This window comes from Sorangium sp. So ce295, from assembly GCF_051527405.1.
Taxonomy (GTDB): domain Bacteria; phylum Myxococcota_A; class Polyangia; order Polyangiales; family Polyangiaceae; genus Sorangium; species Sorangium cellulosum_B.
In genome coordinates this window covers 1,309,393-1,335,820 of record NZ_CP150324.1, presented here as the reverse complement: position 1 = coordinate 1,335,820, position 26,428 = coordinate 1,309,393, and the positions used below count along the sequence as shown (strand labels likewise).

Sequence of the window (26,428 nt, the reverse complement as noted above, 5' to 3'; positions counted from 1 at the left end):
GCGAAGCGCTCGTCGCGGCCGCTCGCCATCACCCGCTTTGCTGGGCGGGCATCACAGCTCAGGTGAGGAACCCTTGATTTCGTTCATCGCCGCCTTCAACCTGCCGGACGCGAGCGACCGCGATCCCGGCGCGTTTCTCCGCCGCGCGGCGCTCCTCGTCGGCGAGCGGATGTCCTCCATGGGCCCGGAGCCCCGGATAACGGTGGAGGTCCTGCCAGAGGTGGGCGGCGGGTGGGCGCTCCTCACGCCGGAGCCGGGGGCGCGGCTCGCCCTGCTCGATCACGTGGTCACCGACACGCACGCTGTGCTGTTGTTCGGCGAGCTGCAGGGCGAATCCAGGGCTGCGCCCGCGAGGGCCGTCCTCCGCGCCTGGACGTCGGGCGGCGGGGACGCGGTGGCCGCGCTCGATGGCAATTTCTCCGTCATCGTCGTCGACCGCGCTGAGCGCACGGCCTCGGTGATCTCGGATCTGCTCGGCCGCCGGGCGCTGCGCACCCTGCACGCGGGCGGGGTCCTCTACGTCTCTCCGCACGACGTCGCGCTCGTGGCGACCGGGGCGTGCCCTGTCGAGATCGATCACGCCTCGGCGTGCTCGATCATCACCGCGGACTGGTCCATCGGCGGGCGGCCGCTGCTCGCGCGCGTCGAGCCGGGCGATCCGGCGCACTGGCTGCGCCTGCGGGGCGGCCGCCTGGAGCGGCTCCCCGCGCCGCTCGGGCTGTTCGAGCGCCGCATCGACGCCCGCGACGCGGCCGCGGTCCGGGAGCGAATCGACCGGATCGTCGACACCATGCGCGAGAACACGCGCTTCGCCGCGGCGGGCTGCGACACGGTGCAGGCCGATCTGACCGCGGGCATCGACAGCCGCGCGGCTTTTGCGCTGGTCGCGTCGATCGCGCCGGCGGAGCGCATCGTGGCCAAGACCACCGGCGCGACCGACAGCCTCGACGTGCGCGTGGCCAGGCGCATCGCCGCTCTCGTGGGCGTACGCCACGAGCACCGCGAGCTGGATCTGCCCATCCACGACGATTTCAGCCGTCACGCGGATCTCATCGCGTTTCACATGAACGGCGATTCCAGCGCCAAGCGCGCGATTGACAGGTATCCGAGCTGGGACGACCGCCCCCTGGGCTTCGAAGGGGGTGGAGGCGAGATCTTCCGTGGTTATTACTATGCTCGCCCCGGCCAATACACGCGGGTGGCCCGCGCCAACGCGGACGACGTAGCGGCCTTCTTCGTCCGGAAGTGGCGCCGCCCGACAGCGCTGAGCTTTCGCTCACCCGATCCTCTGGCCGCCGCCCGCGAGCGCACCCGCTCGGTGGTCGAGGCGATGTTCCGGCGCTCGCCCGACCTCCACGACGTGCTCGATCAATTCTACCTCTTCGAGCGGTATGGCCGCTGGGGCGCGATCACGTCGCGTTTCGCCTGGTGGAATACCTTCTCCCCGTACGCCAGCCCATCCCTCGTGCGGCTGGCGTTCGGCCTGCCCTCCCCGATTGGCATGCACGCGGGCCTCCACGACGCCATCGTGCGCCGCTTCTTGCCGTCCGCGCGCGGCATCCTCGTGAACGACAACTCCCTGCTTGCGCTCCAGGGGCCCGGGCTCTCACGCCTGCTCGCGCGCGATCTGCTCTATGTCACCGGCGAGGTCTGGCGAGCGGCGACCGCGTGGCGCGGCCGCTCGGGCAAGAAGCGCCGCTCGGCGGACGCCATGCGCGCCGAAATGCTCGCGGGGCCGCTCCACGACCACGCGCGCGACGTGCTCCTCTCGCGAGACAGCATCGCCGTGGACCTGCTCGGGCACGAGTCCGTCGCCCGCCTGCTGGACGAGCACAGGGCGCGCCAGCGGCACCTGGAGACCCTGTGCAACCTCCTCAGCATCGAGCATTTCCGGCGCCTCGCCACGTCCACCGCCGCGGCCGCGTCCAGCCGCTGACACCGGGTCGCTCAGGGCCCCTCTCAGGGGCCCGGCCGCTGGGCGGCGCTTCCCGCGCGGCCGGAACCGTCCCTTGTCGACGCGCTACCAGCGCCCCGCCCCTCTCACGGCCCGGCGCGCAGGAACGCCACCTTGATCCGCTTCTTCCCCCACCCGGAGAACTTCACGGTCGCGATCGGATCCGCCCCGGGATCCACGCTCTCGACCACGCCCGGCCCGAACCGCTCGTGGTACACCCGCATCCCGCGCCGCAGCGCGAGCCCCTCGCTGCCCTCGGCGCCCGGGTCGACCGCCTCCCGCTCGATATACCGCTCGCCCGGCGCCCGGTCGGGGACGTCCACGCGCGCCCTCGCCGGCTCGCCCTCCCGCGAGAACCGCGCCCCTGCGAACCGCTCGTCCGCCTGCGCCCCGGGCCTCCGCTCGCGGCCCTCCCACGAGCGCTCCTGCCCGCCGAACCGGAGCCCGGGCGCGGCGTACCCGCCGCCCCCGCCGAAGCCGCCCTCGACCCGGCGCTGCGCCATCATGCTGGCGGGCGTCGCGATCGGGCGCACCGAGGCCGGCGGCAGATCCGCGAGGAAGCGGCTCGGCAAGCCGTAACGCGTCTGGCCGAAGATCGCCCGCCGCGCCGCGTGCGTGATCCAGAGCCGCTCGCGCGCCCGCGTGATCGCGACGTAGGCCAGCCGGCGCTCCTCCTCGATGTCGCCCTTGCGGTTCGGATCCTGGCTCCGGAACGGGAACAGGTCCTCCTCCATGCCGGTCAGGAACACCGCGTGGAACTCCAGCCCCTTCGCGGCGTGGATCGTCATCATCGCCACCTTGGGCACGTCCGCGAGCGCGTCGACGTCCGACACCAGGCTCACCCGCTCGAGGTAGCCCGCGAGCGTCGCCTCGTCGCCCGCGGCGGTCGCCTCCTGCTCGTAGTCGACGAGCGACTGCACGAGCTCGCGCAAGTTCTGGAGCCGCGCCTCCGACTCGACGCTGTCCTCCTGCTCGAGCGCCTTGGCGTAGCCCGACCGCGCGAGCACCTCCTCCGCCAGCGCGCTCGGCGACGCGCTCTTCGCCTCGGTCATGAGCCCGTGGATCAGATCGCGGAAGCCGAGCAGGCTGCGCTTCGCCGCCGACGCGAGCGGCGGCAGCTGGCCCCCCGGCATCGCCGACGGCGGCACCCGCCCCTCCAGGAGCGGATCGATCGCCTCGAACAGCGACACGCCCAGCAGATCCGCCGCCTGGATGAGCTTGTCGACCGTGCTCTGGCCGATCTTGCGGGCGGGCACGTTGATGATGCGGTTGAGATCCACATCGCTCTTGGGGTTCGCGATCACCCGGAGGTACGAGAGCAGGTTCTTCACCTCCGCCCGCTCGAAGAAGCGCGTGCCCCCGATGATCTGGTACGGGATGCGCGCCTCGCGCAGCACCTCCTCGAGCACGCGCGACTGCGCGTGGATCCGGTAGAACACCGCGATCTCGTTCGGCGAGACGCCCTCCGCGATGAGCGCGCGGACGCACTCGACCACCCACGCCGCCTCGTCGTGCTCGCTGTCCGCCGCCACCACGTCGATCGGCGTGCCGTCCTGGTTCGCCGTCCAGAGCTCCTTCGGCTCGCGATCCGACGCGTGGCGGATCACGCCGAGCGCGCCCCGCACGACATGCCCGATGGATCGGTAGTTCTGCTCGAGCTTCACCACCGTCGCGTGCGGAAAATCGCGCCGGAAGCCGCGGACGATCCGGACGTCCGCGCCGCGCCAGCGGTAGATGCTCTGGTCGTCGTCGCCGACCACGCAGAGGTTGTCGTGGCTCTTGCAGAACGCCCGGACGAGCCGGTACTGCACCTGGTTCACGTCCTGGAACTCGTCCACGAGCACGTGCCGGAAGCGCCCCCGGAGATCCTCGCCGGCGTAGCTCGTCGGGTCCTCCGCGATGCGCAGCACCGCGAGCAGCAGGTCGTCGAAGTCCACCGCGCTCGCCGCCTTGAGGTGCCGCTCGTACGCCTCGAAGCACCGCGCGATCGCGTCGTCGAAGTAGCCCTTCCGCTCGAACTCGGCGGGCCCCCGCCCCTCCTGCTTCTCCGCGTGGATGCGCGAGAGCACCTGGCGGGGCGGATAGCGCCGATCGTCGAGGTTGAGCTCCTTGAGCACGCGGTTCATAACCGCCCGCTGATCGTCGTCGTCGTAAATGACGAAGTTCTTGTCGAGCCCGGCCGCCTCGTGGTGCCGGCGCAACAGGCGCGCGCACACCGCGTGGAACGTGCCCACCCAGAGGTCCTTCACGATGTCGGCCCCGATGAGCCCCTCCAGCCGGCGCTTCATCTCGGTCGCCGCCTTGTTCGTGAACGTCACCGCCAGGATCCGGTAGGGCGGGACACGGTGCGTGACGATGAGGTTCGCGATCCGGTACACGATGACGCGGGTCTTGCCGCTCCCCGCGCCGGCGAAGATGAGGAGCGGCCCCGCCGCGTGGCTGGCCGCGCGCGCCTGCGGCTCGTTCAGCTCCTCGTAAGGGAGGCCAGGCTCGGGCGGCGGAGAGCGGTCGGCGTCGTGTGCGGCGAAACGATCCACACGGGGTCGCTAGCACGACCTCCGCGCGAGCGGGAGCCCGCCGAGCCCCGGAGCCCCCCGCGGCGCTCTCCTGCTTTTTCCCCGGCAAATCACGCCTGCTGGCCGTAATCTCGCACGCGCGTGCGCCTCCGGCAGAGCACCGGGGGAGCCGCGGCCCGGACGACCGGCACAGGAGAGACCATGCGCATCGCGCTCACGCACAACCTGAAGATCACGAGCTCCGCCGAGGAAGCCGAGTTCGACAGCCCGGAGACGATCGCCGCCATCGCCGGCGCGCTCGAGCGAGCCGGGCACGAGGTCGAGCGGATCGAGGTCAGCGGGCCGGCCTCCCGGGTCCTCGCCCGGCTCGAGGCGCTCCAGCCGGACCTCATCTTCAACACGGCCGAGGGCCACAAGGGCAAGACGCGCGAGGCGTTCTATCCGTCGCTCTTCGACGAGCTCGGCATCCCGTACACCGGCTCCGACGCCTACACGCTGAACGTCGCGCTCGACAAGTCGCTCACGAAGCGCGTCCTCGCGAGCTACGGCGTCGCCACCCCGCGCGCCCGCCTCGTCAACCGGACCACGCTGGAGAGCGGCGCGCTCGACGACATGAGCTTCCCCGTCATCGTGAAGCCGAACTTCGAGGGCTCCTCCAAGGGCATCTTCCGGGAGTGGAGCGTCTGCGAGGACGCGCACCACCTCGCCGAGGTCGTCGAGCGGCAGCTCGCGCGCTTCGAGGCGGGCCTGCTGGTCGAGCACTACATCGCCGGCATCGACGTCGCGTGCGCCTTCGTCGACGGGCTGAAGGAGACGAGCCCCGCGCGCTCGAGCGGCACCGGGATCCCCGAGGGGATCCTCGACCCCATCGAGTTCGTGATCGATCCCCAGGTGCCCGGCAGCTACAACGTGTACGACTTCAACCTGAAGCACGCGAAGCCCGAGCACGTCACGCGCCGGCCCGCGCAGCTGCCCGCGGCCACGCTCGAGCGCATCCGGTCGCTCACCGCGCGCGTCGTGCGCGCCCTGGACCTCAAGGATCACGCCCGCTGCGAGTTCCGGGTCACGCCGTCCGCCTCGCGCAGCCAGGGCCACGACGTCCACTTCCTCGAGGTCGACGGGCTGCCCACCCTCCAGCCGGGCGCCAGCGTCTTCGTCGCGGCGGCGCAGCGCGGCGTCGACTTCGACGGCGTGATCCGGGCCATCGTGAGGAGCGCCTGCAAGCGGCGGGGGCTCCTGCCGCTCCTGGAGAGCAACCAGCCGCGCCGGTCGAAGCGGACCGCGCTCCGCGTCGGCTTCACCTACAACATGAAGCGGAGCGACACGGCCGCGGCCGACAAGGCGGGCCCCGGCACGATGCACGACCTGGAGGCCGAGTTCGACTCGCCGCGCACGATCCAGGCGATCGCCAGCGCCATCGAGAGCTACGGCCACACCGTGGTCCCGCTCGAGGCGACCCCGGACCTGCCGCGCGCGCTCGCGGCTTCCGGGGTCGACGTCGTCTTCAACATCGCCGAGGGGCTCCGCGGCCGCGGCCGCGAGGCGCAGGTGCCGGCGCTCTGCGAGCTGCTCGGCATCCCCTACAGCGGCTCGGACGCGACAACGCTCTCGCTCGCCCTCGACAAGGGCCTCACGAAGCAGATCCTGCGGGCGGCCGGCATCGAGACGGCCGAGTGGCAGGTGGTCACGACCGGGCGCGAGAAGCTGAAGCCGTTCCGGTACCCGGTGATCGTGAAGCCCAACGCCGAGGGGACCTCGAAGGGGATCACCTCCGCGTCCGTCGTCAAGGACGAGGCCGCCGCGCGCGCCGCGGCGAAGCAGCTGGTCGATCGCTACCACCAGCCGGCCCTCATCGAGGAGTACATCACGGGCCGCGAGTTCACCGTGGGCCTGCTCGGCGAGCGGCGGCCGAAGGTGCTGCCGCCGATGGAGGTCGTCTTCGTCGACCCGCCCACCTACCCCGTCTACGGCTACGACGAGAAGCAATCGGACACGCCGCGCGTGCGCTTCGAGTGCCCCGCGCAGCTCACGCCGTCGGAGCTCCGCCGCGTCGAGAAGGTCGTGCGCGACACGTTCGCGGCCCTCGGGTGCCGCGACGTGGCCCGGGTCGATCTGCGCATGGGGAAGGACGGGAGGGTGTACGTCATCGAGATCAACCCGCTGCCCGGCCTGACGCCCGACTTCAGCGATCTCTGCGTGATCGCGAAGGTGGCGGGGATGGATTACCGGACGCTGATCGGCGAGATCCTGGCCGGCTGCCTCAAGCGCTACCGCGACGCCCGCGCCGCGGCGCCGCGGGCCGCGTTCACCGCGGCGGCGCCTGCGGCGGGCGCGGCCGCGCCCTCCGCGAGCGCGGCGATCGCCTCGCCGGCCGCCGACCCGGGCCTGCTGGCCGCGCCCGGCCCGGCGCTCGCCGGGCCCGCGCCGCTGCCGGCGGAGTCCGCGCCCCTCTCCGACACGGTCTCCGTCGCGAGCGGCGAGGTCGCCGGCCCATGAGCGCGCGCTCGACCGCGCTCAGGCGCCCTCGGCTGCGCGATCTCGGCGTCGCGATCGGCCGCTTTCCGACCGGTCCGGAGAACGCGATCACGGACATCCCTGGGGTGCGGGTCCACCACGTGACCAAGATCGAGGGCGAAGGCGAGCTCGTCCCCGGCCTCGGTCCGGTGCGCACGGGCGTGACCGCGGTCGTCCCGGCCGACGGCGACGTCTTCCTCGATCGGGTGTTCACCGCGAGCTACGTGCTCAACGGCGCGGGCGAGGTGACCGGCCTCTCGCAGATCAACGAGTGGGGCCTCTGCGAGACGCCGATCCTGCTCTGCAGCACGCTCTGCGTCGGCCGCGTCCTCGACGCGACCGTCGCGTGGCTCTCGCGCAAGCACCCCAAGATCGGCAAGGACTACGACGTCGTGATCCCGGTCGTCGCCGAGTGCGACGACAGCTTCCTCAACGACGCCGTGGGGCGCCACGTGGCGCAGGCCGACGTCGACGAGGCGATCGACAACGCCCGGGGTGGCCCCGTGGCCGAGGGGTGCGTCGGCGCCGGCACGGGCATGCAGACGTTCCACTTCGCGGGCGGGATCGGCACCTCGAGCCGGTCGGTCCCTGTCGGCGGGGTCGACGCCCTCGTGGGGGCGCTCGTGCTGTCGAACTTCGGCGATCGCGAGCTGCTCCGCGTCGATGGGGTCCCGGTCGGGCGGCTCATCAGCGACCGCTTCAACCACGTCCCGCGGCGGGGCCCCGCCGGCTCGATCATCGTGCTCGTCGCCACCGACGCCCCGCTCATCCATCGCCAGCTCGCGCGCCTCGCGCGGCGCGCCGCGCTCGCGATCGGCCGGACCGGCGGGTATGCGGCCAACAACTCGGGCGAGATCGTCCTCGCCTGGAGCACCGCGAACCGGGTGCCTCGCGTCGCCACCGAGCAGTGGAGCGCCCCCCGGTCGAGCCGCTCGCTCAGCGTGCACCCCCTCGCGCCGGGCCGGCACATGGCCGAGCTCGTCCTCGACACCGAGGTCGACGCGCTCTACGAGGCCACCGTCGACGTGGTGGAGGAGGCGATCCTCAACGCGATGTGCGGCGGCGTCGACATGACCGGCCACAGCGGACACCACGCCCCGGCCCTGCCGCTGGACGCCGTGGCCGAGATCCTGAAGCAGTACCGCCCCCCGCACCCCTCCGACCCGCCCCCCCTCTTCTAGCGCCCCCCGCCCCCTTCTCTCCGGCCCCCGCCCCGCCGCCGAGCGGCGGTCACCCGCACAGGAGACGGGCCCAGATCGACGTTTTCGGCGCGGAAGCGCACTCAGGTGCGCTGAGCACCGAAAACGTCGAGATGGGCCCGTCTCCGAAGCGGGTGCCCGCCGCTCATTCCGGATCGCCGTGGAGGAGCCACTCGTGGGCTGCGTCCTCGTCCCAGAAGCGCCGGAGGACCTTGTCCGTGCCGCTCTCGCGCGCCACGCGGTTCAGCTGGAGCGCGACGATGTCGCTCTCGATGATCTCGGCGACCCGCATCACCCCGAGCTCCAGGCCGAACTCCTGGACGGCGCGGATCTTCTCCGCCACATCGGGGGACATCGGCCTGAACCCGCGGACATCGGCCTTGATCTTGATCCCCCGGCCCTGGAGGCTCTCGCACGCCTTCCTCAGCTCGCTGACGAAGTTCTCCATCTCCTCGAGGCGGACACGCCCCTCGAGGACGAAATCCACCATGGCGATGTTCCGGTCGACTTTGATCTCGAACACGTTGAGAGACCTCCTGCCAGTTCCCGAAGGGGCGGGATGGGGCCGCGTGATCATACCCCGGATCGCGCGAGGACGCGCCTAGGGATCGCGACGCTCACGCGGCAGCGACGCTGGCCGTCGGCCGTGGGAAGCCCGGGCCGGCGTCGCCGCCCTTCACGCCACGCGCGGCTCGCCGACGCGCGACTTGCCCTGTCCGCGCCGCACGGCGATCGCCTGCTCGTAGATGGTCTCGTACCGCGAGAGCAGCGTGGGCCACTGCCGCTCCTTGAGGATCCACGCCCGCGCGTTCTTGCCGACCTGCTCGAGGCGCGCCGGGTCCTTGAGCGCCTCGACACACCGCCTCGTGAGGTCGGCGCTGTCGCCCGCCTTGAAGACGAACCCGGTCTCGCCGTAACGGACGAGCTCCCCCATGGCCGCGACGTCGCTCACCATCACGGGCCGGGCCATGGACATCGCCTCGAGCGGCTTCAGCGGCGTCGTGAGCTCGGTCGTGCGGGTCCGGATGCGGGGATACACGAGCAGGCTCGCCATCGCGTAGATGTTGAACACCTCGTCGTGCGGCACCCGCCCGGTGAAGGTCACCTTGGACTCCACCCCTCGCTCGCGGGCGAACGCCTTGAGCTCCATCTCCTGGCCGCCGGCCCCGGTGATCACGACGTGCGCGTCCGGGATCTCCCGCGCGATGTCGCCGATCGCCGCGATGAGCGTCTGGAGCCCCTCGTACGGCTGGAAGGTGCCGACGTAGCCGATGAGCTTCTTCCCCGCGAGCCCGAAGCGCTCCCAGGCGCCGGGCGGGGCCTCCCGAGGCGCGAACTTGTCCGAGTCGACGCCGTTGCCCACGACGTGGAGCGCGTCCGTGCTGCGCACCCGCGGCGCGACAGCGCCCTTCAGCGCCTCGCAGATCGTCACCGTCGCGTCAGCGTACTTGTAGACGATCGTCTCGAGGCCGGCGGCGACCTTGTAAGGCGCCGAGTCCTCTTTGAATTTGCCCCGGTCGACGGAGGCGTTCTCCCAGAGGTCGCGCACCTCGTAGACGAGCGGCAGCCCGAAGCGGCGCGCCGCCGCGAGCGCCGGCAGGCCGACGAGCATCGGCGAGTGCGCGTGCACGAGATCGGGCTGAAACTCCCGGATCGCGTCCTCGACGCGCGCCTCCAGCGCCCGCACGAGCTGGAGCTCCCTGACCAGCGGCAGCTTCTTGCCGGTTGGCTCGCGCGTCCGCCAGTACGAGATGCCGCCGATCTCGTCCTTCAGCGCATCCCCGGACCCCTGCTGCGCCGACGTCACCACCGCCGGCCGCATCCCGTGCTCGGCCTGGTGCTTGATGATGTAGTCGCTGCGGATCGTGTACCCCGCAATGACAGGCAGCGACGTATGAAGAACATGGAGCACGCGCACGAATCACCACCCTTCTTTATGCTGCGCCGCGCAGCCTACCCGAGGCCGCCGCGACCGTCATCAAGCTCCTCCTCGCCCGTCCCCGCGCGCGGTCAGGAGCGTGGACGCGTCCACGCTCCTGACCGCGGGCCGGCCGAGAGCCTAGCTCTCGGCTGCCACGTTGCGGTACGCTCCGCCGCCGCATGACCCTCAAAATCGCGATCGTCGGCTGCGGCAAGATCGCCGACGGCCACATAGAAGAGATCCAGAAGATGCCGGAGCGGGCTCGGGTCGTCGCCGTATGCGACCTGGAGCTCCTGATGGCCGAGCAGATCGCGGTGCGCTACGGCATCCCGAGCCACTACGACTCGTTCGACCGATTGCTCGACGTCGAGAAGCCCGACGTCGTCCACATCACCACCCCTCCGCAGTCGCACCTGTTCCTCGCCCGGCGCGCCATCGAGGCCGGCGCCCACGTCTACGTGGAGAAGCCGACTGCGCTGAACCTCGCGGACGTGCGGCGCCTCATCGAGCTCTGCACCGCCGCCGGGAAGAAGATGACCGTCGGCTGGGAGTACCAGTTCGATCCCCCGGCCGTCGAGATGCGCAGGCTCGTCGGCGACGGCGTGATCGGCGATCCCGTCCACGTGGAGAGCTGCTTCGGCTACAACCTCGCCGGCCCCTTCGGCGCGGCGCTCCTCGGCGACGGCTCGCACTGGGTCCATCGCCTCCCGGGCAAGCTGTTCCACAACAACGTCGATCACCTGCTGAACAAGATCGTCGAGTTCGTGGACGACGAGCAGCCGAAGGTCACCGCGACGGCCTACGCGCTCCGGGAGAAGCGGTTCGGCGACTCGCGCGACGACATGCTCGACGAGCTCCGCGTCACGGTGCAGGGCGCGCGCGTCAGCGCCTACGGGACCTTCTCGTCGCACGCGCGGCCGCCCGGGCACTTCCTCCGCGTCTACGGCACGAAGAACACGCTCCACGTCGACTTCACGAGCCGCACGGTCACCCTCGACGCGTCGCCGAAGCTCCCGAGCGCCATCGGGCGCGTCGTCCCGGCCTTCGATCAGGCCCTCTCGTACCTCCGCGAGGGGGGCAAGAACGTGGTGCGGTTCGCCCGCAGCGACTTCCACTTCTTCTCGGGGCTGAACCGCCTGATCGGCCTCTTCTACGACAGCATCACGCGGGGCGCGGAGCTGCCCATCTCGTACCGGGACATGATCCGGGTCGCGTCGATGATGGATGAGATCTTCCGGCAGGTCCCGCAGGAGAAGGCGCGCACATGAAAGTCCTTGTCACCGGCTCGAACGGCTTCCTCGGATCGGCCCTCGTCGACCGGCTGCTCGCCCACGGCGAGACCGATCTTCGCTGCCTCGTCCGCCCCGCGAGCAACCGCTCGCGGCTCGAGGAGATCGAGAAGCGGCGGGGCGTCCCCCTCGACATCGCGGTGGGCTCCCTCGCCACGAAGGAGGCCGCGGAGCGCGCGGTCGAGGGCGTGGACGTCGTCTACCACGTGGCCGCGGCCATGGGCGGCGCGCCCGCGGACATGTTCCTGAGCACCGTCGTCGCCTCGAAGAACCTGCTCGAGGCGCTCGTCCACACCGGCCGTTCGCCGCGCGTCGTCCTGGTCAGCTCCTTCGGCGTCTACGGCGTCGCCGACCTCCCGCGGGGGTACATCGTCGACGAGAACACGCCCCTGGAGACGCGGCCCGCGCAGCGCGATCTCTACTCGCAGGCGAAGCTCCGGCAGGAGAAGCTCTTCTGGGAGTACCAGGGGCGCTACGGCTTCCCGCTGACGGTGCTCCGCCCCGGCGTCATCTACGGCCCCGGCGGCAACGCCTTCTCCAGCCGCGTCGGGATGAGCCTCTTCGGCGTGTTCCTGCACCTCGGCGGCCGCAACATCCTCCCGCTCTCGTACGTCGAGAACTGCGCGGAGGCGATCGCCGTCGCCGGCCGCAGCGAGGTCGCGCGGGGGCAGGTCTACAACGTCCACGACGACGACCTGCCCACGGCCGACGTCTACCTCGCCCGCTACAAGCGCGAGGTGAAGCCGATCCGCTCGCTCACGGTGCCCTACTTCGCCCTCACCGGGATATCGAAGCTCGTCGAGCGCTACCATGCCTACTCGAAGGGGCAGCTGCCCGCCATCTTCACGCCGTACAAGAGCGCGACCTCGTGGAAGGGCAACCGGTTCGACAACACGAAGCTGAAGGCGCTCGGGTGGAAGCAGCTGGTCTCCACGGAGGAGGGCCTCCAGCGGACGTTCACGTACCTCAAGGAACGCGCGACATGACGGGTCGGCCGTCGCTCGCGTCGCTCGCGTCGCTCGGGCTCGCGTTCGGCCTCGCGGGTCTCCTCGCCGGCTGCGAGCGGCGGCAGACCCCGGGGCCCCCGGCGGTCCACAGCGGCGCGGGCACCCAGTCCGCCACCGCCGCCCTCGCGGTCGAGGCGCCGCGCTTCGACGCGCCGGCCGCGCCGCCGGCCACGCCGGCCAAGGGGCACCCCCGGCTCTGGGTGCGCGCGGCCGATCTGCCGAAGCTCCGGGCGCGCGCCACGCAGGCGAACCCCCTGTTCAAGGAGCTCGCCGCCGTGGCGGCCGAGGCCGCGGCGGCGATGGACAAGGGCAACATCCCCTCGGAGGGCGACTGCACCCACGCCCGCACCTACTGCGAGGCGCACGCGGAGCTGTTCGCCTTCATGTCGCTCGTCTCGAGCGACGAAGCGGCCCGCAACGACCACGCCGCCCGCGCGCGCAAGATCCTGCTCTACATCGTCGACCGCGTGAACAAGGGGGATCCGCAAGATCCCTTCGTCCGCAGGTTCTCGACCGGCGACCGCGCCCGCTGGGCCGGAGAGTCGTTCGGCCTCACGGTCGACTGGATCTACGGGTACCTCTCGGCCCAGGACAAGGCGGCGATACGGCCCGTCTTCCTCCGCTGGGCGGAGGAGCAGCTGAAGTCGTCGACGACGAGCCACGCTCACCCCGAGCCCGTGGGCAAGCTGAACGACCCGGCGATGCTGAAGGAGCCGAAGAAGCGCAGGTACGCCCTGAACAACTACTTCACGTCGCACATGCGCAACCTGACGCTCCTGTCGCTCGCGTTCGACGAGGCCGACGATCCGCCGGATCCGAAGCCGAGCGGCACCTACCCGCGGCTCAGGGACTACTTCGCCAACGTCGCCGGGGCGTGGCTCTACATGACCGACAGCCTCCTGCGGAACGACGCGCGCGGCGGCGCGCCGCCGGAGGGCTTCCAGTACGGCCCCGCGACGCTGGCCTACGTGAGCGAGACGCTGCTCGCCATCCAGACGGCCGGCGAGGCCGATCCGGCGAAGTGGGGCCCGCAGGTGCACCTCGACGGCAACCCGTTCTGGCACGAGTTCATCCCGGCCCACCTCCACAGCCTGAGCCCCGCCACGCCGGCGGGCCGGATCGGGCCGACCCACCAGGCCGCGTGGACGGGCGACGGGGAGCGCTACGAGTACACGGATCACATCGACCCGTTCGCGGCGCTCGGCCTCCACGCCGAGAACAGCGGCAACGCCGAGCGCCTGAACGCGCTCCGCTGGATGGCCATCCACGCCGGCCCGGGGGGCGCCGCCGCCCTCGCGCGGCGCGCCCGCTCGCAGCTCGGCCAGGTCCACAAGCGCCACTCGATCATGTACTTCCTCCTGCTCGACCCGGCGGTCACCCCGACCGACCCGCGCCCCTCCGTCCCGCTCACGCACTACGGCCCCGGCCTCGGCCAGGTCTTCGCGAGGACGAGCTGGGGGCCCGAGGCCACGTGGCTCCACTTCCAGCTCGGCTGGGAGCAGATCGACCACCAGCACGGCGACGGCCTCAGCTTCGGCTTCTACCGCGGCGGCGAGTGGCTCACGAAGGAGCGCGTCGGGTACGGCGCCTTCATGGCGAGCTCCGATCAGCACAACACCCTCACGGTCGAGAACGACAAGAACCGCCGCCACGACGACCCGAACCGCGGCGAGCTCTGGCGGCGCGGGTCCCAGTGGCCGCTCGTGCACACGGGCGATCCCAGGGTGCTCGCGAAGAGCTTCGCGCAGGACTACGTCTACGTCCTCGGCGACGCGACCCCGCTCTACAACTCCGAGTACGAGAACATCCGCGACGTCACGCACGTCAGCCGCGCGCTCGTGTGGCTCAAGCCGGACCACCTCGTGCTCTACGACCGCGCCGCCACGGGCAAGGAGGGGCGCTTCAAGCGCTTCTTCGTGCAGACGCCGAGCGCGGCGCAGGTCGCGGGGAAGCTCGCGACGGCCACGACCGCGAAGGGGCAGAAGCTCTTCGTGACCACGCTCCTGCCGGAGAGCGCCGTCATGGTGGCCGAGCCGTACAAGCCGACGGGCTCCTGGGAGACCAAGCCGGCCGAGAACGAGCAGATGCTCGCGACCCTGCGGGTCGAGCCGCCGGCCCCGATGCCGAAGGACACGCGCTTCCTGCACGTGCTCCAGGGCGCGGCCGGCAACGCGACGGCGGATCCGGTGACGCTCGTGCGCACGAAGCGCGGGACGCCGTTCGCCGGCGCGGCGGTGAAGGGCACGCTGGTCCTGTTCCCGGTCGATCTGGGCGCCGTGTCCGAGGTGCAGTTCACCTCGCTCCCTGGCGTGGCGAAGCACGTCGTCACGGGGCTCTCCCCCGGCGCGTCCTACGACGTGATCAGGAAGCCCGCGGGCGGCGGCGACGAGATCACGATCCGCGCCGGCTCCGCCGCCAAGGCCGACGAGGGCGGCGTCCTCACCTTCTGAGCGCCGTGTCGCAAACGGCAACAGCAACGGCAAACGCGACGATGACGCCGTCCGCGCCCGCTTGTCCTCGGCGTGGCGCGCTGCGATAATCCACTCTCTTTGCCCACGTCCTGTACGGAGATGCCATGAGCAAGAAGCGACTCGTCTCTGCCGGCGCATTCCTCGTCGCGCTGGGCGCCCTGTTCATCCCCATCGAGGGCACGGCGCCGGCCGCGACCGGCCCCATCGCGAAGGCCGGCTCGCTCGACCTGTCCGGCTTCGCGAGCGCCCGGCCCGATGCCCCGCTGGATCTCCTGTTCATCCACCACTCGTGCGGCGGCCAGCTCCTCACGGAGACGGGCGCCGAGAAGGAGAAGGCGTCGTGCGTCTACGAGGCGCACCCGAACGGAGGCGGGCTCAAGAGGAAGCTCACAGAGCAGGGTTACCGCGTCCACGAGGCCTCCTACGGCAGCGAGATCGGCGAGAACACCGACCTCTTCGACTGGGCGCCCAAGTTCCGCGACAAGATGGACAAGGTGCTCCGGGTCGCGCTGAACGACCAGATGCACCCGGACGGCGTGGTGAACCGGATCGTCGTCTTCAAGTCCTGTTATCCCAACAACCGCTTCGTCGGCGAGGGCTCCGCCCCCGGCAACCCGGCCGGCCCGGAGCTCACCGTCTGGAACGCGAAGGCCACGCTGGCGTCCATCCTGCCCGACCTCGCGAAGCGGAAGGACACGCTGTTCGTCTACGTCACCGCCCCCGCCAACATCCTCAAACGCTCGAAGGACCCCGCCTGGAAGTGGACCGCGAAGCGGCTCCTCGGGAAGCCCTCCGACGCCGAGATCGCGCAGCGCCAGGCGGATCTCGCCCGCTCGTTCAACAACTGGGTCAAGTCGCCCGACGGCTGGCTCAGCGGCTATCCGGAGAAGAACGTCGTCGTCTTCGACTACTACGACGTGCTCACGAACAAGGGCGAGTCCAACTTCTCCCTGCACGGCTCGGAGGGGAACACCGACCACCACCCCTCGAGCGCGGGCAACGCGAGGGCCGCGGATGAGTTCGTCCCGTTCCTGAACCAGGCCGTGCGCCGCGTGGGCCTCAGCACGTAGGCTCGAGGGCCCGGCAACCACGCCGGAGGGAGCGAGCGCAAGTCGCTTGACGCGAGCCGCGATCCTCCGGAACGTCCCCCACCACCCGAACGGCGTCTCCGCCGAGGACCCTCGACATGCTCGCGCTCCCCGGGGTCATCCTTCTCATCGTCTTCATCTACGGCAGGCCTCAGGAGTGGGACGAGCGCTTCGAGAGCCTGCCGTTCCTGTACCTCTGGCTCGGCCTCGCCTTCATGGGCATGGGCCTCGATCTCGCCATGGGCAAGGTCAGGCTGAAGGCGACCCCGCAGCTCCGGTGGGCCATCGTCGTCTACTTCTGGTGCGTGCTCACGCTCGGCATCCGGAACCCCGCCGAGTTCACCGGGGGGTTCGTCTCGATCAGCGTGACGTTCGTCCTCTTCTTCCTGATCGGGCACAGCCCCGACGGCTTCAAAGGGTTCCAGAAGCTCGCCGCCACGGTGCTCATCATGGGCCTCTTCGTGGCGGGCGTCGCGATCCACCAGGGGTTCTCCTCGTTTCAGTGCCTGGCGATGACGCAGACCATCGGAGGTTCGCGCGGCGAGGCCGGCATCCCCGACGGCCGGTCCTGCGAGCTCCGCGTGGACTGCCGCGAGGGGCCGGGCGCCGATCCCGAGGTCGAGTACCTGTGCGAGCGCGTCGGCCTCTTCAAGACGTCGACGATCAACGGCCGCGTGCGCTGGCGCGGCGTGCTCCAGGATCCGAACGAGCTCGCGCTCACGGCGGGCATCGTGCTGCCGTTCAGCTTCGCGATGTTCGAGCAGAAGCGCTCCTTCACGCGCGCGCTCCTGGTCTTCGGCTCGCTCCTCCTGATCGCGACCGCGATCATCCTCACGCAGTCCCGGGGCGGCCAGCTCGTCTTCGCGACGGTGCTGGGCGTCTACTTCGTCAAGAAGTACGGCATCCGCGGCGCGATCTTCGGCGCGGTCTGCGCGGCGCCGCTCATGCTCCTCGGCGGCCGCGGCGGCGGCGAGGCGGATGAGTCGGCGAACGAGCGCACGGAGATCCTGGGCGAGGGCCTGATTATCTACCGGATGTTCCCGCTGATGGGCGCGGGCTACCGCCAGTTCACGGAGCACCACTGGCTCACCGCGCACAACGCGTACCTGCTCGCGCTCTCGGAGCTCGGCCCGCTCGGGATGTTCGCGTGGACGGCGATGATCTACCTCACCCTCAAGATCTCGCTGGTCGCGCTCAAGCGGTACGAGCACGGCGCCCAGTTCGCGATGATCCGCGCCTGGTCCATGGCGATCATGGCCGGGTTCTGCGGGATGATGGTCGGGATCTTCTTCCTCTCGTTCACCTACCACTACGTGCTCTGGATCTACTTCGGCCTGGCGGGAGCGCTGTATTCCGCCATCAGGAGCGTCGATCCGAACTTCTCGATCCGGCTCGAGAAGCGCGACGTCTACCGGCTCATCCTGGCTGACCTCGCCCTGGTGCTCGTGATCGTCGTGCTCAGCAAGAGGGGCTAGCGGAGCCGCGGGAAGCGGCCCCGGTTCAGCGGAGAGAGCGCAATGGCGCCGGGGTCCGGAGGCGCGGCGCCCGCTCAGCGCCCGAGGCCGAGGACCATCACGAGCGGCGTCTTCACGATGATCGAGAGCTCCATCTGCAGGAACGTCGAGAGCTTCTCGAGCGACGCGGCGTACGCGAGATCGAAGAGCAGCTTCATCCGCATGTCGTCGGCCTCGGCCCCCTCCGCCTCCTCGAGGCCGAACGGGTTCGTCAGCGTCGCCTCGAACGCGGCGACCTCGCTCTCCGCCGGGGCGCGTCCGGTATACCCGAGCGACACCTGCGCGAGCCCCGTGATGCCCGGCTTGATGTCGCGCATCCGCTCCTCGAAGAAGGGAATGGCGAGCGCGAGGTTGACGAGCAACTCGGGGCGCTCGGGGCGCGGCCCCACGATGCTCATGTCGCCCATGAGCACGCTCCAGAACTGCGGGATCTCATCGAGGCGCGTCTTGCGCAGGAAGCGGCCGACCCGGGTGATGCGCGGGTCGTCCTGCTGGGCGAGCACGGCCCCCGTCAATTTCTCGGCATCCACACGCATGGAACGAAACTTGCGCATGTGGAATTCGACGAACCGCGGGTAGGCCACGCCATCCCGTACTTCCGTACCGATGAGCATCCCGGCACGGCGCTGCATGTAGAAGATCGGCCCGGGCGACTCGAGGTAGATGGCCGCGCCGATGAGAGGGTAGAGCGGGAGGGTCAGCGTGAGACCCACGAGCGAGCCCGCGATGTCGATCGCACGTTTCGCTACACGAACGCCAGGTGTCACTGTTTACCTTGTGGCTCCCATAGTCGAGAACGTGGTAGGGTACAAGCTCGGATGGAGGTTTGGGCGTGATCCGACTCCGCGTACCAGGTTCGTTGACCTATCGCCACCTCGCCCTCCGCGTGGTGGCGGCCGCATGCAAGATGGCCGCGCCTGGGAGGGTCGAGGGCGGGTCGCCCGGCCTCACCCAGGAGGATTTCGAGGACCAGACCGTCTCGGCGTTCGGCGAGGCGTTCAACAACATCGCGATTCACGGATACCGCGCTGGCCCGCCGGGCGACGTCGACATCGAGATCGAATCCGACGCGGACGGCATCATCATCCGTTTGATGGACACGGGATGCAGCTTCGATCCCGCGGCCATCGACAACCCTCCCATCGACGACCTCCCCGAGTCCGGGATGGGGCTCTTCATCATCAAGTCGTTCATGGATGAGGTCGACTACTGTCCCGGCAGTCCGAATGTCCTCCGTCTTGTGAAACGGAGGGAGGGCAGCTCGTGTATTGCCGGCGACGGGGGTGAAGGCAGCAGCGAACAAGAGCATTCCGACGCCGATTTCGCCGGGGCGACAGGGCATCGGACGAGCAGTTTTCGAATGCGGAGCGTCTCCCGTTCGGGCGCGACCCGCGCCGCAGGGGGAATCAAAATCCAATGAGTTATACGCGGACCGATAACGGCAGTGAGACGGTCGTGCAGTTCGAGGGGACCCTCGACGCAGTGACCGCACCGGAGTTCAGGACATTGGTGGACGAGCTGGTGGCCGAGAACCGGCAGAACATCACGCTCGAGCTCTCGTCCCTCCGGCTGATCGACAGCTCGGGCGTCGGCGTCATCGTCTCGCTGTTCAAGCGGGTACGGGCCAACGGCGGCCAGGTGCGCATCGTCGGGCTGAGGGATCAGCCGCGCGCGATCTTCCGCCTGCTGCGCCTCGATCGGGTGTTCCCCACGTGACGCTCGGTGGCGGCGCGCGCGCCGCCACCCCGGCCCCTCGGCCCAGCCGTCGACAACGGCTGCGGTGGCAGCGCCCCGCGGCGAGTGTCGCGCGGACGGCGCTGAGCGGCTGGAGTCGCCCGGACGGTGCCCCTCCGTCGTCGCGGCGCTGGTTCCGCGTGCTGCGCGTACTGGGGGCGTGTTAGGCGTGGGGTTGCGCGCGGCGGGCACGCGGCGGGCACGCGGCGGGCACGGCCGAGTGCAACAAGCTGGCGCTCGCGCGTCGCACGTCTACCATAGCCAACCAGCCTGCCAGACCGGGGTGCGCGTCCTCCGGATCGGGCGGAGCAAGGCAACCTTCGAGGAGCGGGGACCATGGACAAGAAGATGAACCAGCAGCTCCCCGGGCCTACCCCGCCCCAGGAGGCGCTCGGGGCGATCCCCGCCGACGCAGCGGCGCGGCCTGCAGGTCCGCAGCCGCCCAGCGTCAGCGCGATGATCAACCGGACGCTGGCGCACTGGTACGTGGCGGTGCTGGTCGCGATCGCGGGGCTCGGGTTCACGGTGCTCGTCGTGCAGTCGAGGAAGCCCGCGTACCGCTCCGAGACCGTGATCTTCTACCGCGAGGGCGTCAAGGCGACGTACCTCGGGCCCGACGGGCCCGACCCGCTCCGCACCCTCTCCGCGCGGCTCAAGGAGACGCTGCTCGCGCGCTCGAACCTCGAGAAGGTCGTGACGGAGTTCAACCTCTTCCCCGACGTCCTCGAGAAGCGGGGCATGGTCGACGCGGTCGATCGGCTCCGCGCCAAGATCACCTTCAAGGCCCGCTCGCAGGACACGTTCGCGATCTCGGCCGAAGGAGAGACGCGCGAGCAGGCGCAGGAGGTGACGCAGCGGCTCGCGGACATCCTCGTCGAGGAGACGACCCGCATGCGCAGGTCGCAGGCGAAGCTGACGAACGAGTTCCTCGACGCCGAGCTGAAGCGCGCCGAGCAGGACGTCGAGAAGGCCGAGACCGAGCTCGCGGCGTTCCTGGCCGAGCACCCCGAGTTCGCCGCCGAGCAGAACTCGCCCGGCGGCGCGCAGGGCGGCGCCGCCATCCGCGAGCGAGAGCGGCGCGCCACCGGGACCGACCCGACGCTCGAGGCGCTCGAGCGGCAGGTGCCCCGCCTGCGCAGCCGGCTCACCGGCAAGCCGGAGCAGCCGGCGGTGAGCGCCGCCGGGGTGCCCTCCCCCGCGCTCACCCGGCAGCGGGATCAGGCCGAGCAGGAGCTCGCCACCGCGCGGCGGGATCTGGCCGACAAGCAGTCCCGCTTCACCGAGCAGCACCCCGACGTCCGGGCGGCGGCGGCCCGCGTGACCAACGCCGAGGCGGCGCTGCGGCGCGCCGAGCAGGCGCTCGTCCTGCCGCCGGAGCCGGTGGTGGAGGTCCCCGCGACCGACGAGGCCGAGAAGGCGAAGATCAAGTCCCAGCTCGCGGCTCTCGAGCGGGAGATCGCGGCGCGCAGGGGCGCGAAGAAGGGCAACGCGGCCGACGCGAGCGAGGCGGCGAAGCAGATCATCAACACCGAGACCGACTGGTCGCGGCTCAGCCGCGAGAAGGCGCGCGCGCAGCAGCGCCTCTCCGACCTCGAGGGCAAGTCGTTCCGCGCGGAGATCGCCGCGAGCTCGGAGCAGGGCGGCTACTCGGCGCAGATCGAGGTGCTCGACCCGGCGTACCGGCCGAGCGCACCGTCGAGCCCGTCGCGGTTGATCATCGCCATCGGCGGGCTGTTCTTGTCCGTTGCGGCCGGCATCGCGGCCGCCGCGGCGCGTGGCATCGTGTTCGACGATCGGGTTTACGACATGGAAGATATCGATCGAATGGCCCTCGCTCCGGTGCTCGTCGTCGTACCGCCCGCCGCGCGCGCGCCCCGAGGGCGCCGTGGCTGAGACAGGCGGAGCTGAGCCGGGAAAGCCCCCGCCGGTCGCTTCCCTCGAGCGGGCGCTCGATCAGGTCTGCGATTTCCTGAGTCGCGCGGAGCAGACCGCGCGGGTCCGCGCCCTCGTCATCGAGGCGCGCCGGCTCCGCAACGTGGTCGGCAACTGGCGCTCGATCGCGCCGGATCCGGACGTACGCGAGGAGATGATCGCCCGCGTCCTGCGCCTCGCGAACGACGCGGAGGACGTCGTCTCGGCGGAGCGCCCGAGCTCCAGCCAGGACGACCCGAGCGCCGCGTTCGACTCGCCGACCATCCGGCAAGATCTGCCCCCGCCGCCGCAGCACCCGCAGGCGATGGGGCTGCGCCTCGGCGCCGCGCAGGCGCCGGGGGCTCACCCCGGCGCGCAGCAGCCGCTCAGGGGGCCGTCGCCAGCGACGGCGCTCTTCCTCGGGGGTCCCGCGGCCGACCACGGCGAGCACCGCGCGCATCCGGGCACCGCGACGGTGCTCGGCATGCCCGCGCCGGCGCTGCCGCCCGGCCCCGAGCGGCAAGGCTCATCCCCCGCGATCGCGCGCGTCGTCGATCTGAGCGCGACGCTGAGCAGCCCTGGGCTCGTGTCGAGCGGCGGGAGGCCGGGCAGCTCGCCGGCGCTGCCGGTGCCGATCGAGCGGGTCATCGCCTCGCCATCGCGCGACGTGGGGGTCCGGGACGCGTCGGCGCCCCCGGGGGGAGCGCCGTCCATCGAGCGATCGTTCAGCGGCGCGTTCCCCTCGCCGCCTTCGCTCGTCTTCGATCGCGTGGTGCCGCCCGCGACGCGCGAGGTGACGGTGCGCGAGGTGCCGCAGCCGCATCAGCCGCCGCCGCAGCAGCAGCCGCCGCCCGAGCGGCCGATCGATCGCTCGCTCACCAGCACGTTCAGCTCGCCGCCCTCCCTGATCTTCAACCGCGTGGTGTCGACCCCGGCGCACCAGGCCGTGGACGCGAAGCTGCAGTCGCTGGATCCGACGTTCGAGGAGCCGCCGTCGCTGCACATCGAGCAGCTGCGCTCCCTGCCCACCACGCCGGAGAACGCCGGGTTGCTCCCGGAGGAGTCGCTGCGCGGCCCGGGCGAGATCACCGTGCGCCCCGTGCCGATGCCGGACGCCGTGGATCCGAACATCGTGATGCTCCGCGCGCCCTACTCGCCCCAGGCCGACGCGTACCGGACGCTCCGGCGCAAGCTGCCGACGGGCACGGGGATCACCATCGCGGTGACGAGCGCCGGGCCCGGCGAGGGCAAGACGTCGTGCGCCATCAACCTCGCGCTCGCGCTCCGCGAGACCGTCCGCGGGAAGATCCTCCTCGTCGAGGCGAACATCCGCAAGCCCGGCATCGCGAAGGCGCTGCGGTTCGAGCCCCCGAGCTGCTTCACGGAGCAGCTCCAGCGCCACGTCAACGACCGGTTCGCGCCCTGGGTCGTCGTCGATCAGGCGGCGCCCGCCGTGACGCCGGGCGACGACGGCGGCGAGACGTCGTCGGACAGGAACGCCGCGCCGATGGGCGGCAGGTCGCCCGACGCGAGGCTCGCCCTCCAGACGCCCGTCCACATCCTGGCCGTCGATCCGCGCACGGAGCGGCCGCCGATCTTCGACGGGGTGGCGTTCTCGACCGCGATCGAGAGCCTCAAGCGCGCGGGCTACTCGTACATCATCATCGACACGCCGCCGGTGCTCGGCAGCATGGACCTGAACGTCATCGGCGACTCGGTGGACGGCGTGGTCCTGACCTCGCTGGTCAAGAAGTCGACCCGCAAGGCGATCCGCCAGGCCATCGAGCAGCTCCGGCCGGCGCCCATCCTCGGTGTCGTCCTCCTCGACGCCTGAACGGCCGGCGCGCGGCGCTCACCTCCTTGCGCCGAAAGGTCGGGGAGGCGTAGCCGAGCGCCGGCTCCATTGTTACCTTGCAGCCCTCATGCGCTCCGGACGAGGTATTGCGGTCGCGGCCTTCGGCTGCGCGATCCTCACCCACCACGGCGCCCGGGCGCAGGACGCAACCCTCCACGGCGTCTTCACCGGGTCGATCGGCGTCACCGACAACGTGACCTCCGCGGCCGAGCCCGAGCCCGAGGCCGAGCCCCAGGCCGGTCCCCAGGCCGACGGCCTCGCGACCGTGAGCCCCGGCCTGATCTTCACCTACACGACGCCGCGGACCGCGCAGACGCTGTCCTACACGTTCTCGACGAGCCTCTTCTTCCGGCGCTCGGAGGCGAGCTCGTACTCGAACGTGGCCGCGTGGACCGGCCGCTTCGTCACGTCGCCGAGGACCTCGCTGACGCTCGGGGCGTCCGGGTCGCAAGGCCAGCTCAACACGTTCCAGCTCGAGCAGACGCCGGGGACCACGACGCTCCAGGGCACCGAGGGCGGGACGACGAACTTCGTGCAGGGGTCGTTCAACGAGGGGTTCTCGTTCCAGCCCTCGCCGGTCTGGTCGCTCGGGCAGGCCGCGACGTTCGCCGTCTACAACCCGCTCCGGGATCGCCCGCAGCGCACGTACAGCGCGGCGAACACGCTGACGGCGCAGCGCACCTTCCGCCACGACGCCGCGTCCCTCGCGCTCTCGGTCGGCTACACCCATTTCGACAACGTCGACGCCGATCCCACGACCGCGGTCACGTATGCGTCGCGCGACCAGCTCGTCAGCACGCTCGTGGCAAGCTGGCAGCACGACCTCGGGCGCCGCTTCTCGAGCCAGCTCGACGTCGGCGGGGTCGTCGCGACGGACCTGAAGGACGGCGCTGGGTCGCTCGCGCGTCCCGCCGGGCTCGCGGCGCTGCGCTACACGCACGAGCGGGGCGAGGCGGCCGAGCTCGCGTACGCCTATTCGGCCACGCCGAACGTCTTCCTGCAGCAGATCCAGCTCTCCCATATGCTGACGCTCCGCGCCGCCGTGCCCGTCCGCCCCGCCTGGCACCTGTCGGTCGAGGGCTCGGCCGGCGCGCAGCTCGCTCAGCCCCTCGAGCCGAACGCGGAGGGAGACCTCGACACGGGGCCGACCACGATCGCGGTGCTCACCGACGTCGCGCTGCTCTGGAGCCCCGTCATCATCATCCCGGACTTCGCGCTCGCGCTCCGGTACCAGCACGGGAACCAGCGCACCGAGGGGAGGACGGTGGAGATCGAGGGGAGGACGGAGAAGCTCCCCGACACACGCGTCGTCCGGAACACGCTCCTCCTGACCGTGTCGGGCGCGTTCCCGCGGCAGGCGGTGCCGGGCTCGCGCATCTTGATGACCCAGCCCTTCGGCTCTGCAGGCCCTTCCGGTGCGACACGCCGCCAGGAGACGCCGAGCGAGCCGCTGGAGGGCGAGGCGCCCACGTCTTCCGGCACGAGCGACGCCGCTCGCTGAGCGCGACGGGGCGCGCTCCCCAGCGGAGCCGGAAACCCGCGCTTGGCGCGCTCAGAGGTTTCGCCGGGCTGCCGTCAGCAGCGCGCTCGGGGGTCTCGCCGGACCGTCGCCAGCGGCGCGCTCAGGTGCGCCGCGCGAGGAGGAAGGCCCTGTCGTCCTCGGGCAGCTGGTCGCCGCGGAACTCCTCGAGCATGTGCGTGAGCTTGTCGGCGATCGACGCGACCGGGCGGCCAGCGCTGGTGGCGCAGAGCTTGGCGAAGCCCGTGCCGAGCGCGTGCAGGCCGAGCATCTGCTTCGACGAGTTGCGCAGCTCGGTGAGCCCGTCGGTGTACATCGCGAGCACCTCGCCCGGCGCGAGCACGCTCTGGTGCGCCTCCATCGGCACCAGGCCGACCCCGAGCGCCGGGTTGACGGCCGCCTGGAGGTGCCGCAGGCCGCCCTCCGCGGTCGCCACCAGCGCCGGCGGGTGCCCTGCGTTGACGCACTCCATGCGGCCCGTCGCGGGGTCGAGGGCGACGGCCACCATCGTGACGAACGAGTGCTCCGGCAGGTACTCGCAGAGGTAGGCGTTCAGCCGGTCCATCATCCCCGTGATCCCGCGGCCGGCGTCGACCGTCGCGCGCACCATCGTGTGGACGCTCGAGCCGATGAGCGCGGCCTGGAGCCCCTTGCCGCAGACGTCCGCCACGGCGAGCATGATGCGGCCGTCCGGCATCGGGACGATGTCCACGTAGTCGCCCCCGACCCACCGGCACGGCTCGAAGCCGAGCGCCACGTCCAGCGCCTTGAACTCCAGCCGCTTCGGGACGAAGGTCCGCTGGATCTGGTGCGCCATCTCGAGCTCGCGCTCGATCGCCGCGTGCGCCTGCGCGTGGCGCCGGGCCTCCCAGGCCGACTCGGCCTGCTGATAGACCTCCGCCGCGAGCGCGATGAGCCCGAGCCACTCGACGCTGCCGAAGTCGGGCGGCAGGGTCACGTAGAGCAGGTTCATCATCTGCTCCTCGACGCGCAGCGGACAGGCCACGACCCAGAGGGCCATGACGTCGCGCGACATCGTGAGCTCGACCGTGGCGCTGTCGCTCACCAGGTTGCCGGCCAGCACCGGCTCGCGCGTGTCCTGCACCGCCGCGAGCACGCGGCGCGAGATGTACGGCGGGGCGACGGAGTCCTCGCGCCGGAGCGACTGGAACGGGCGGTGCGGCCCGGACAGGATCGTCAGCGCGCCGTTCTGCCGGAGCCGCAGCGCGAGCGCCATGCTGCCGTGGAAGTCCTCGCGGACCATCAGCTGGCAGAGCGCGTCGAACCGATCCGTCGCGTCCTCGATGCTGAGGAGCCGCCGCGACAGGTCCATCAGGGTGAACAGGTGCTTCGCCGCGATCCGCGGCGGGTCGAGCTCGCCGAGCTTGCGGATCGCGGTCGGTTTGTCCTCCTCGAAATGGAGGCCGCCCGGGTCGATCGGCACGCGAGGGGCCCGCGCCGTGAGCTGGAACTCGAGGATGTAGTCGCCGATCCCGATGCGATCGCCCGGCTTCAGCACCTTCTCGTTGATCCGCTCGTCATTGACGAGCGTTCCGTTGGTGCTGCCGAGGTCGCGGATCCACCACCGGCCGAACGGATCGCAGAAGAGCTCCGCGTGGCGCCGGGAGACCGTGTAGTGGTCGAGCGTGAGCTGCACGCCAGGCGCCCTGCCGATGACGATGTGGGACTCCGTCAGCGGCCGTCGCGTCCCCGGGAGATCGCCGAGCCGGATCTCCAGGTGGCCCTTCCAATCCGAGCTCGACGGCGCAGGGCCCAGGCTGTCATCTGCAGGCGACATCGTTCGACCTGGCCCGACCATGGGCGGCGGCGTGGACATGGACCGTCTTCGATGGGTACCGAACCGGCGCCCTGACATCAAGGGGATGCTCGCGATTTCGCGAGCTCGGCAAGAGCTGCATCGGTGACGGTGTTACGG

At 71.0% G+C, this 26,428-nt stretch carries 18 protein-coding genes; 13 read left to right on the top strand and 5 right to left on the bottom strand.

The features are described from left to right. The first annotated feature begins 73 nt into the window (after positions 1 to 73). A complete protein-coding gene (locus WMF11_RS04975; RefSeq protein ID WP_437976605.1) occupies positions 74 to 1,936 on the top strand; it encodes a hypothetical protein in 1,863 nt (620 codons plus the stop codon). A gap of 104 nt (positions 1,937 to 2,040) precedes the next feature. Here WMF11_RS04975 and WMF11_RS04970 read toward each other — a convergent pair whose 3' ends face one another. Beyond that, positions 2,041 to 4,491, bottom strand: coding sequence for an ATP-dependent helicase (locus WMF11_RS04970; RefSeq protein WP_437976604.1), 2,451 nt, complete (start codon positions 4,489 to 4,491; stop codon positions 2,041 to 2,043). Between the two features lie 180 nt (positions 4,492 to 4,671). Between WMF11_RS04970 and WMF11_RS04965 the strand changes: the two genes are divergently transcribed. Both WMF11_RS04965 and WMF11_RS04960 read left to right on the top strand, forming a co-directional pair. Continuing rightward, positions 4,672 to 6,966, top strand: coding sequence for a D-alanine--D-alanine ligase family protein (locus WMF11_RS04965; protein ID WP_437907227.1), 2,295 nt, complete (start codon positions 4,672 to 4,674; stop codon positions 6,964 to 6,966). Then, complete coding sequence (locus WMF11_RS04960) at positions 6,963 to 8,165, top strand: P1 family peptidase (RefSeq protein WP_437976603.1); 1,203 nt, start codon at positions 6,963 to 6,965, stop codon at positions 8,163 to 8,165. Before WMF11_RS04965 ends, WMF11_RS04960 begins: the two co-directional genes overlap by 4 nt. A 163-nt stretch (positions 8,166 to 8,328) precedes the next feature. On the opposite strand, the gene WMF11_RS04955 is transcribed toward WMF11_RS04960, so the two are convergent. Both WMF11_RS04955 and WMF11_RS04950 read right to left on the bottom strand, forming a co-directional pair. After that, on the bottom strand, positions 8,329 to 8,706 hold the full coding sequence (locus tag WMF11_RS04955; protein ID WP_044963993.1) for an STAS/SEC14 domain-containing protein: 378 nt from the start codon (positions 8,704 to 8,706) through the stop codon (positions 8,329 to 8,331). 153 nt (positions 8,707 to 8,859) lie between these two features. Further along, positions 8,860 to 10,101 (bottom strand): glycosyltransferase, encoded by a 1,242-nt coding sequence (locus tag WMF11_RS04950; RefSeq protein ID WP_437907225.1) that lies wholly within the window; start codon positions 10,099 to 10,101, stop codon positions 8,860 to 8,862. A gap of 182 nt (positions 10,102 to 10,283) precedes the next feature. Here WMF11_RS04950 and WMF11_RS04945 point away from each other — a divergent pair, with 182 nt between their 5' ends. The 5 genes from WMF11_RS04945 to WMF11_RS04925 all read left to right on the top strand — a co-directional run bounded on the left by WMF11_RS04945 (position 10,284) and on the right by WMF11_RS04925 (position 17,434). Beyond that, positions 10,284 to 11,372 carry a Gfo/Idh/MocA family protein gene (locus WMF11_RS04945; protein WP_437907224.1) on the top strand — a complete coding sequence of 363 codons (1,089 nt, stop codon included), beginning with the start codon at positions 10,284 to 10,286 and terminating at the stop codon, positions 11,370 to 11,372. Further along, complete coding sequence (locus WMF11_RS04940; RefSeq protein ID WP_437549750.1) at positions 11,369 to 12,379, top strand: NAD-dependent epimerase/dehydratase family protein; 1,011 nt, start codon at positions 11,369 to 11,371, stop codon at positions 12,377 to 12,379. Before WMF11_RS04945 ends, WMF11_RS04940 begins: the two co-directional genes overlap by 4 nt. Then, positions 12,376 to 14,850, top strand: coding sequence for a hypothetical protein (locus WMF11_RS04935; RefSeq protein ID WP_437976602.1), 2,475 nt, complete (start codon positions 12,376 to 12,378; stop codon positions 14,848 to 14,850). The genes WMF11_RS04940 and WMF11_RS04935 overlap by 4 nt, the downstream gene beginning before the upstream one ends. 125 nt (positions 14,851 to 14,975) lie before the next feature. After that, positions 14,976 to 15,941 carry a hypothetical protein gene (locus WMF11_RS04930; protein ID WP_437907222.1) on the top strand — a complete coding sequence of 322 codons (966 nt, stop codon included), beginning with the start codon at positions 14,976 to 14,978 and terminating at the stop codon, positions 15,939 to 15,941. Between the two features lie 116 nt (positions 15,942 to 16,057). Then, the gene (locus WMF11_RS04925) at positions 16,058 to 17,434 is read left to right on the top strand and encodes an O-antigen ligase family protein (protein ID WP_437976601.1); all 1,377 of its coding nucleotides are present in this window, start codon (positions 16,058 to 16,060) and stop codon (positions 17,432 to 17,434) included. Positions 17,435 to 17,508: 74 nt separating this feature from the next. On the opposite strand, the gene WMF11_RS04920 is transcribed toward WMF11_RS04925, so the two are convergent. Then, complete coding sequence (locus WMF11_RS04920; protein ID WP_012233516.1) at positions 17,509 to 18,240, bottom strand: sugar transferase; 732 nt, start codon at positions 18,238 to 18,240, stop codon at positions 17,509 to 17,511. Positions 18,241 to 18,305: 65 nt separating this feature from the next. Between WMF11_RS04920 and WMF11_RS04915 the strand changes: the two genes are divergently transcribed. From WMF11_RS04915 to WMF11_RS04895, 5 genes are all read left to right on the top strand, one after another. Continuing rightward, positions 18,306 to 18,893: an ATP-binding protein gene (locus WMF11_RS04915; RefSeq protein WP_437327675.1), complete on the top strand. Its 588-nt coding sequence runs from the start codon at positions 18,306 to 18,308 to the stop codon at positions 18,891 to 18,893. Continuing rightward, positions 18,890 to 19,189: an STAS domain-containing protein gene (locus tag WMF11_RS04910; RefSeq protein ID WP_012233514.1), complete on the top strand. Its 300-nt coding sequence runs from the start codon at positions 18,890 to 18,892 to the stop codon at positions 19,187 to 19,189. The genes WMF11_RS04915 and WMF11_RS04910 overlap by 4 nt, the downstream gene beginning before the upstream one ends. Before the next feature lie 354 nt (positions 19,190 to 19,543). Then, positions 19,544 to 21,100 carry a GumC family protein gene (locus WMF11_RS04905; RefSeq protein ID WP_437549746.1) on the top strand — a complete coding sequence of 519 codons (1,557 nt, stop codon included), beginning with the start codon at positions 19,544 to 19,546 and terminating at the stop codon, positions 21,098 to 21,100. After that, positions 21,093 to 22,952 (top strand): hypothetical protein, encoded by a 1,860-nt coding sequence (locus tag WMF11_RS04900; protein WP_437907220.1) that lies wholly within the window; start codon positions 21,093 to 21,095, stop codon positions 22,950 to 22,952. The genes WMF11_RS04905 and WMF11_RS04900 overlap by 8 nt, the downstream gene beginning before the upstream one ends. Positions 22,953 to 23,040: 88 nt before the next feature. Beyond that, positions 23,041 to 24,474, top strand: a complete 1,434-nt coding sequence (locus tag WMF11_RS04895) for a hypothetical protein (RefSeq protein WP_437976600.1) — start codon at positions 23,041 to 23,043, stop codon at positions 24,472 to 24,474. A gap of 121 nt (positions 24,475 to 24,595) precedes the next feature. On the opposite strand, the gene WMF11_RS04890 is transcribed toward WMF11_RS04895, so the two are convergent. After that, positions 24,596 to 26,290, bottom strand: coding sequence for a SpoIIE family protein phosphatase (locus WMF11_RS04890; protein ID WP_437549743.1), 1,695 nt, complete (start codon positions 26,288 to 26,290; stop codon positions 24,596 to 24,598). Between the last annotated feature and the right edge of the window lie 138 nt (positions 26,291 to 26,428).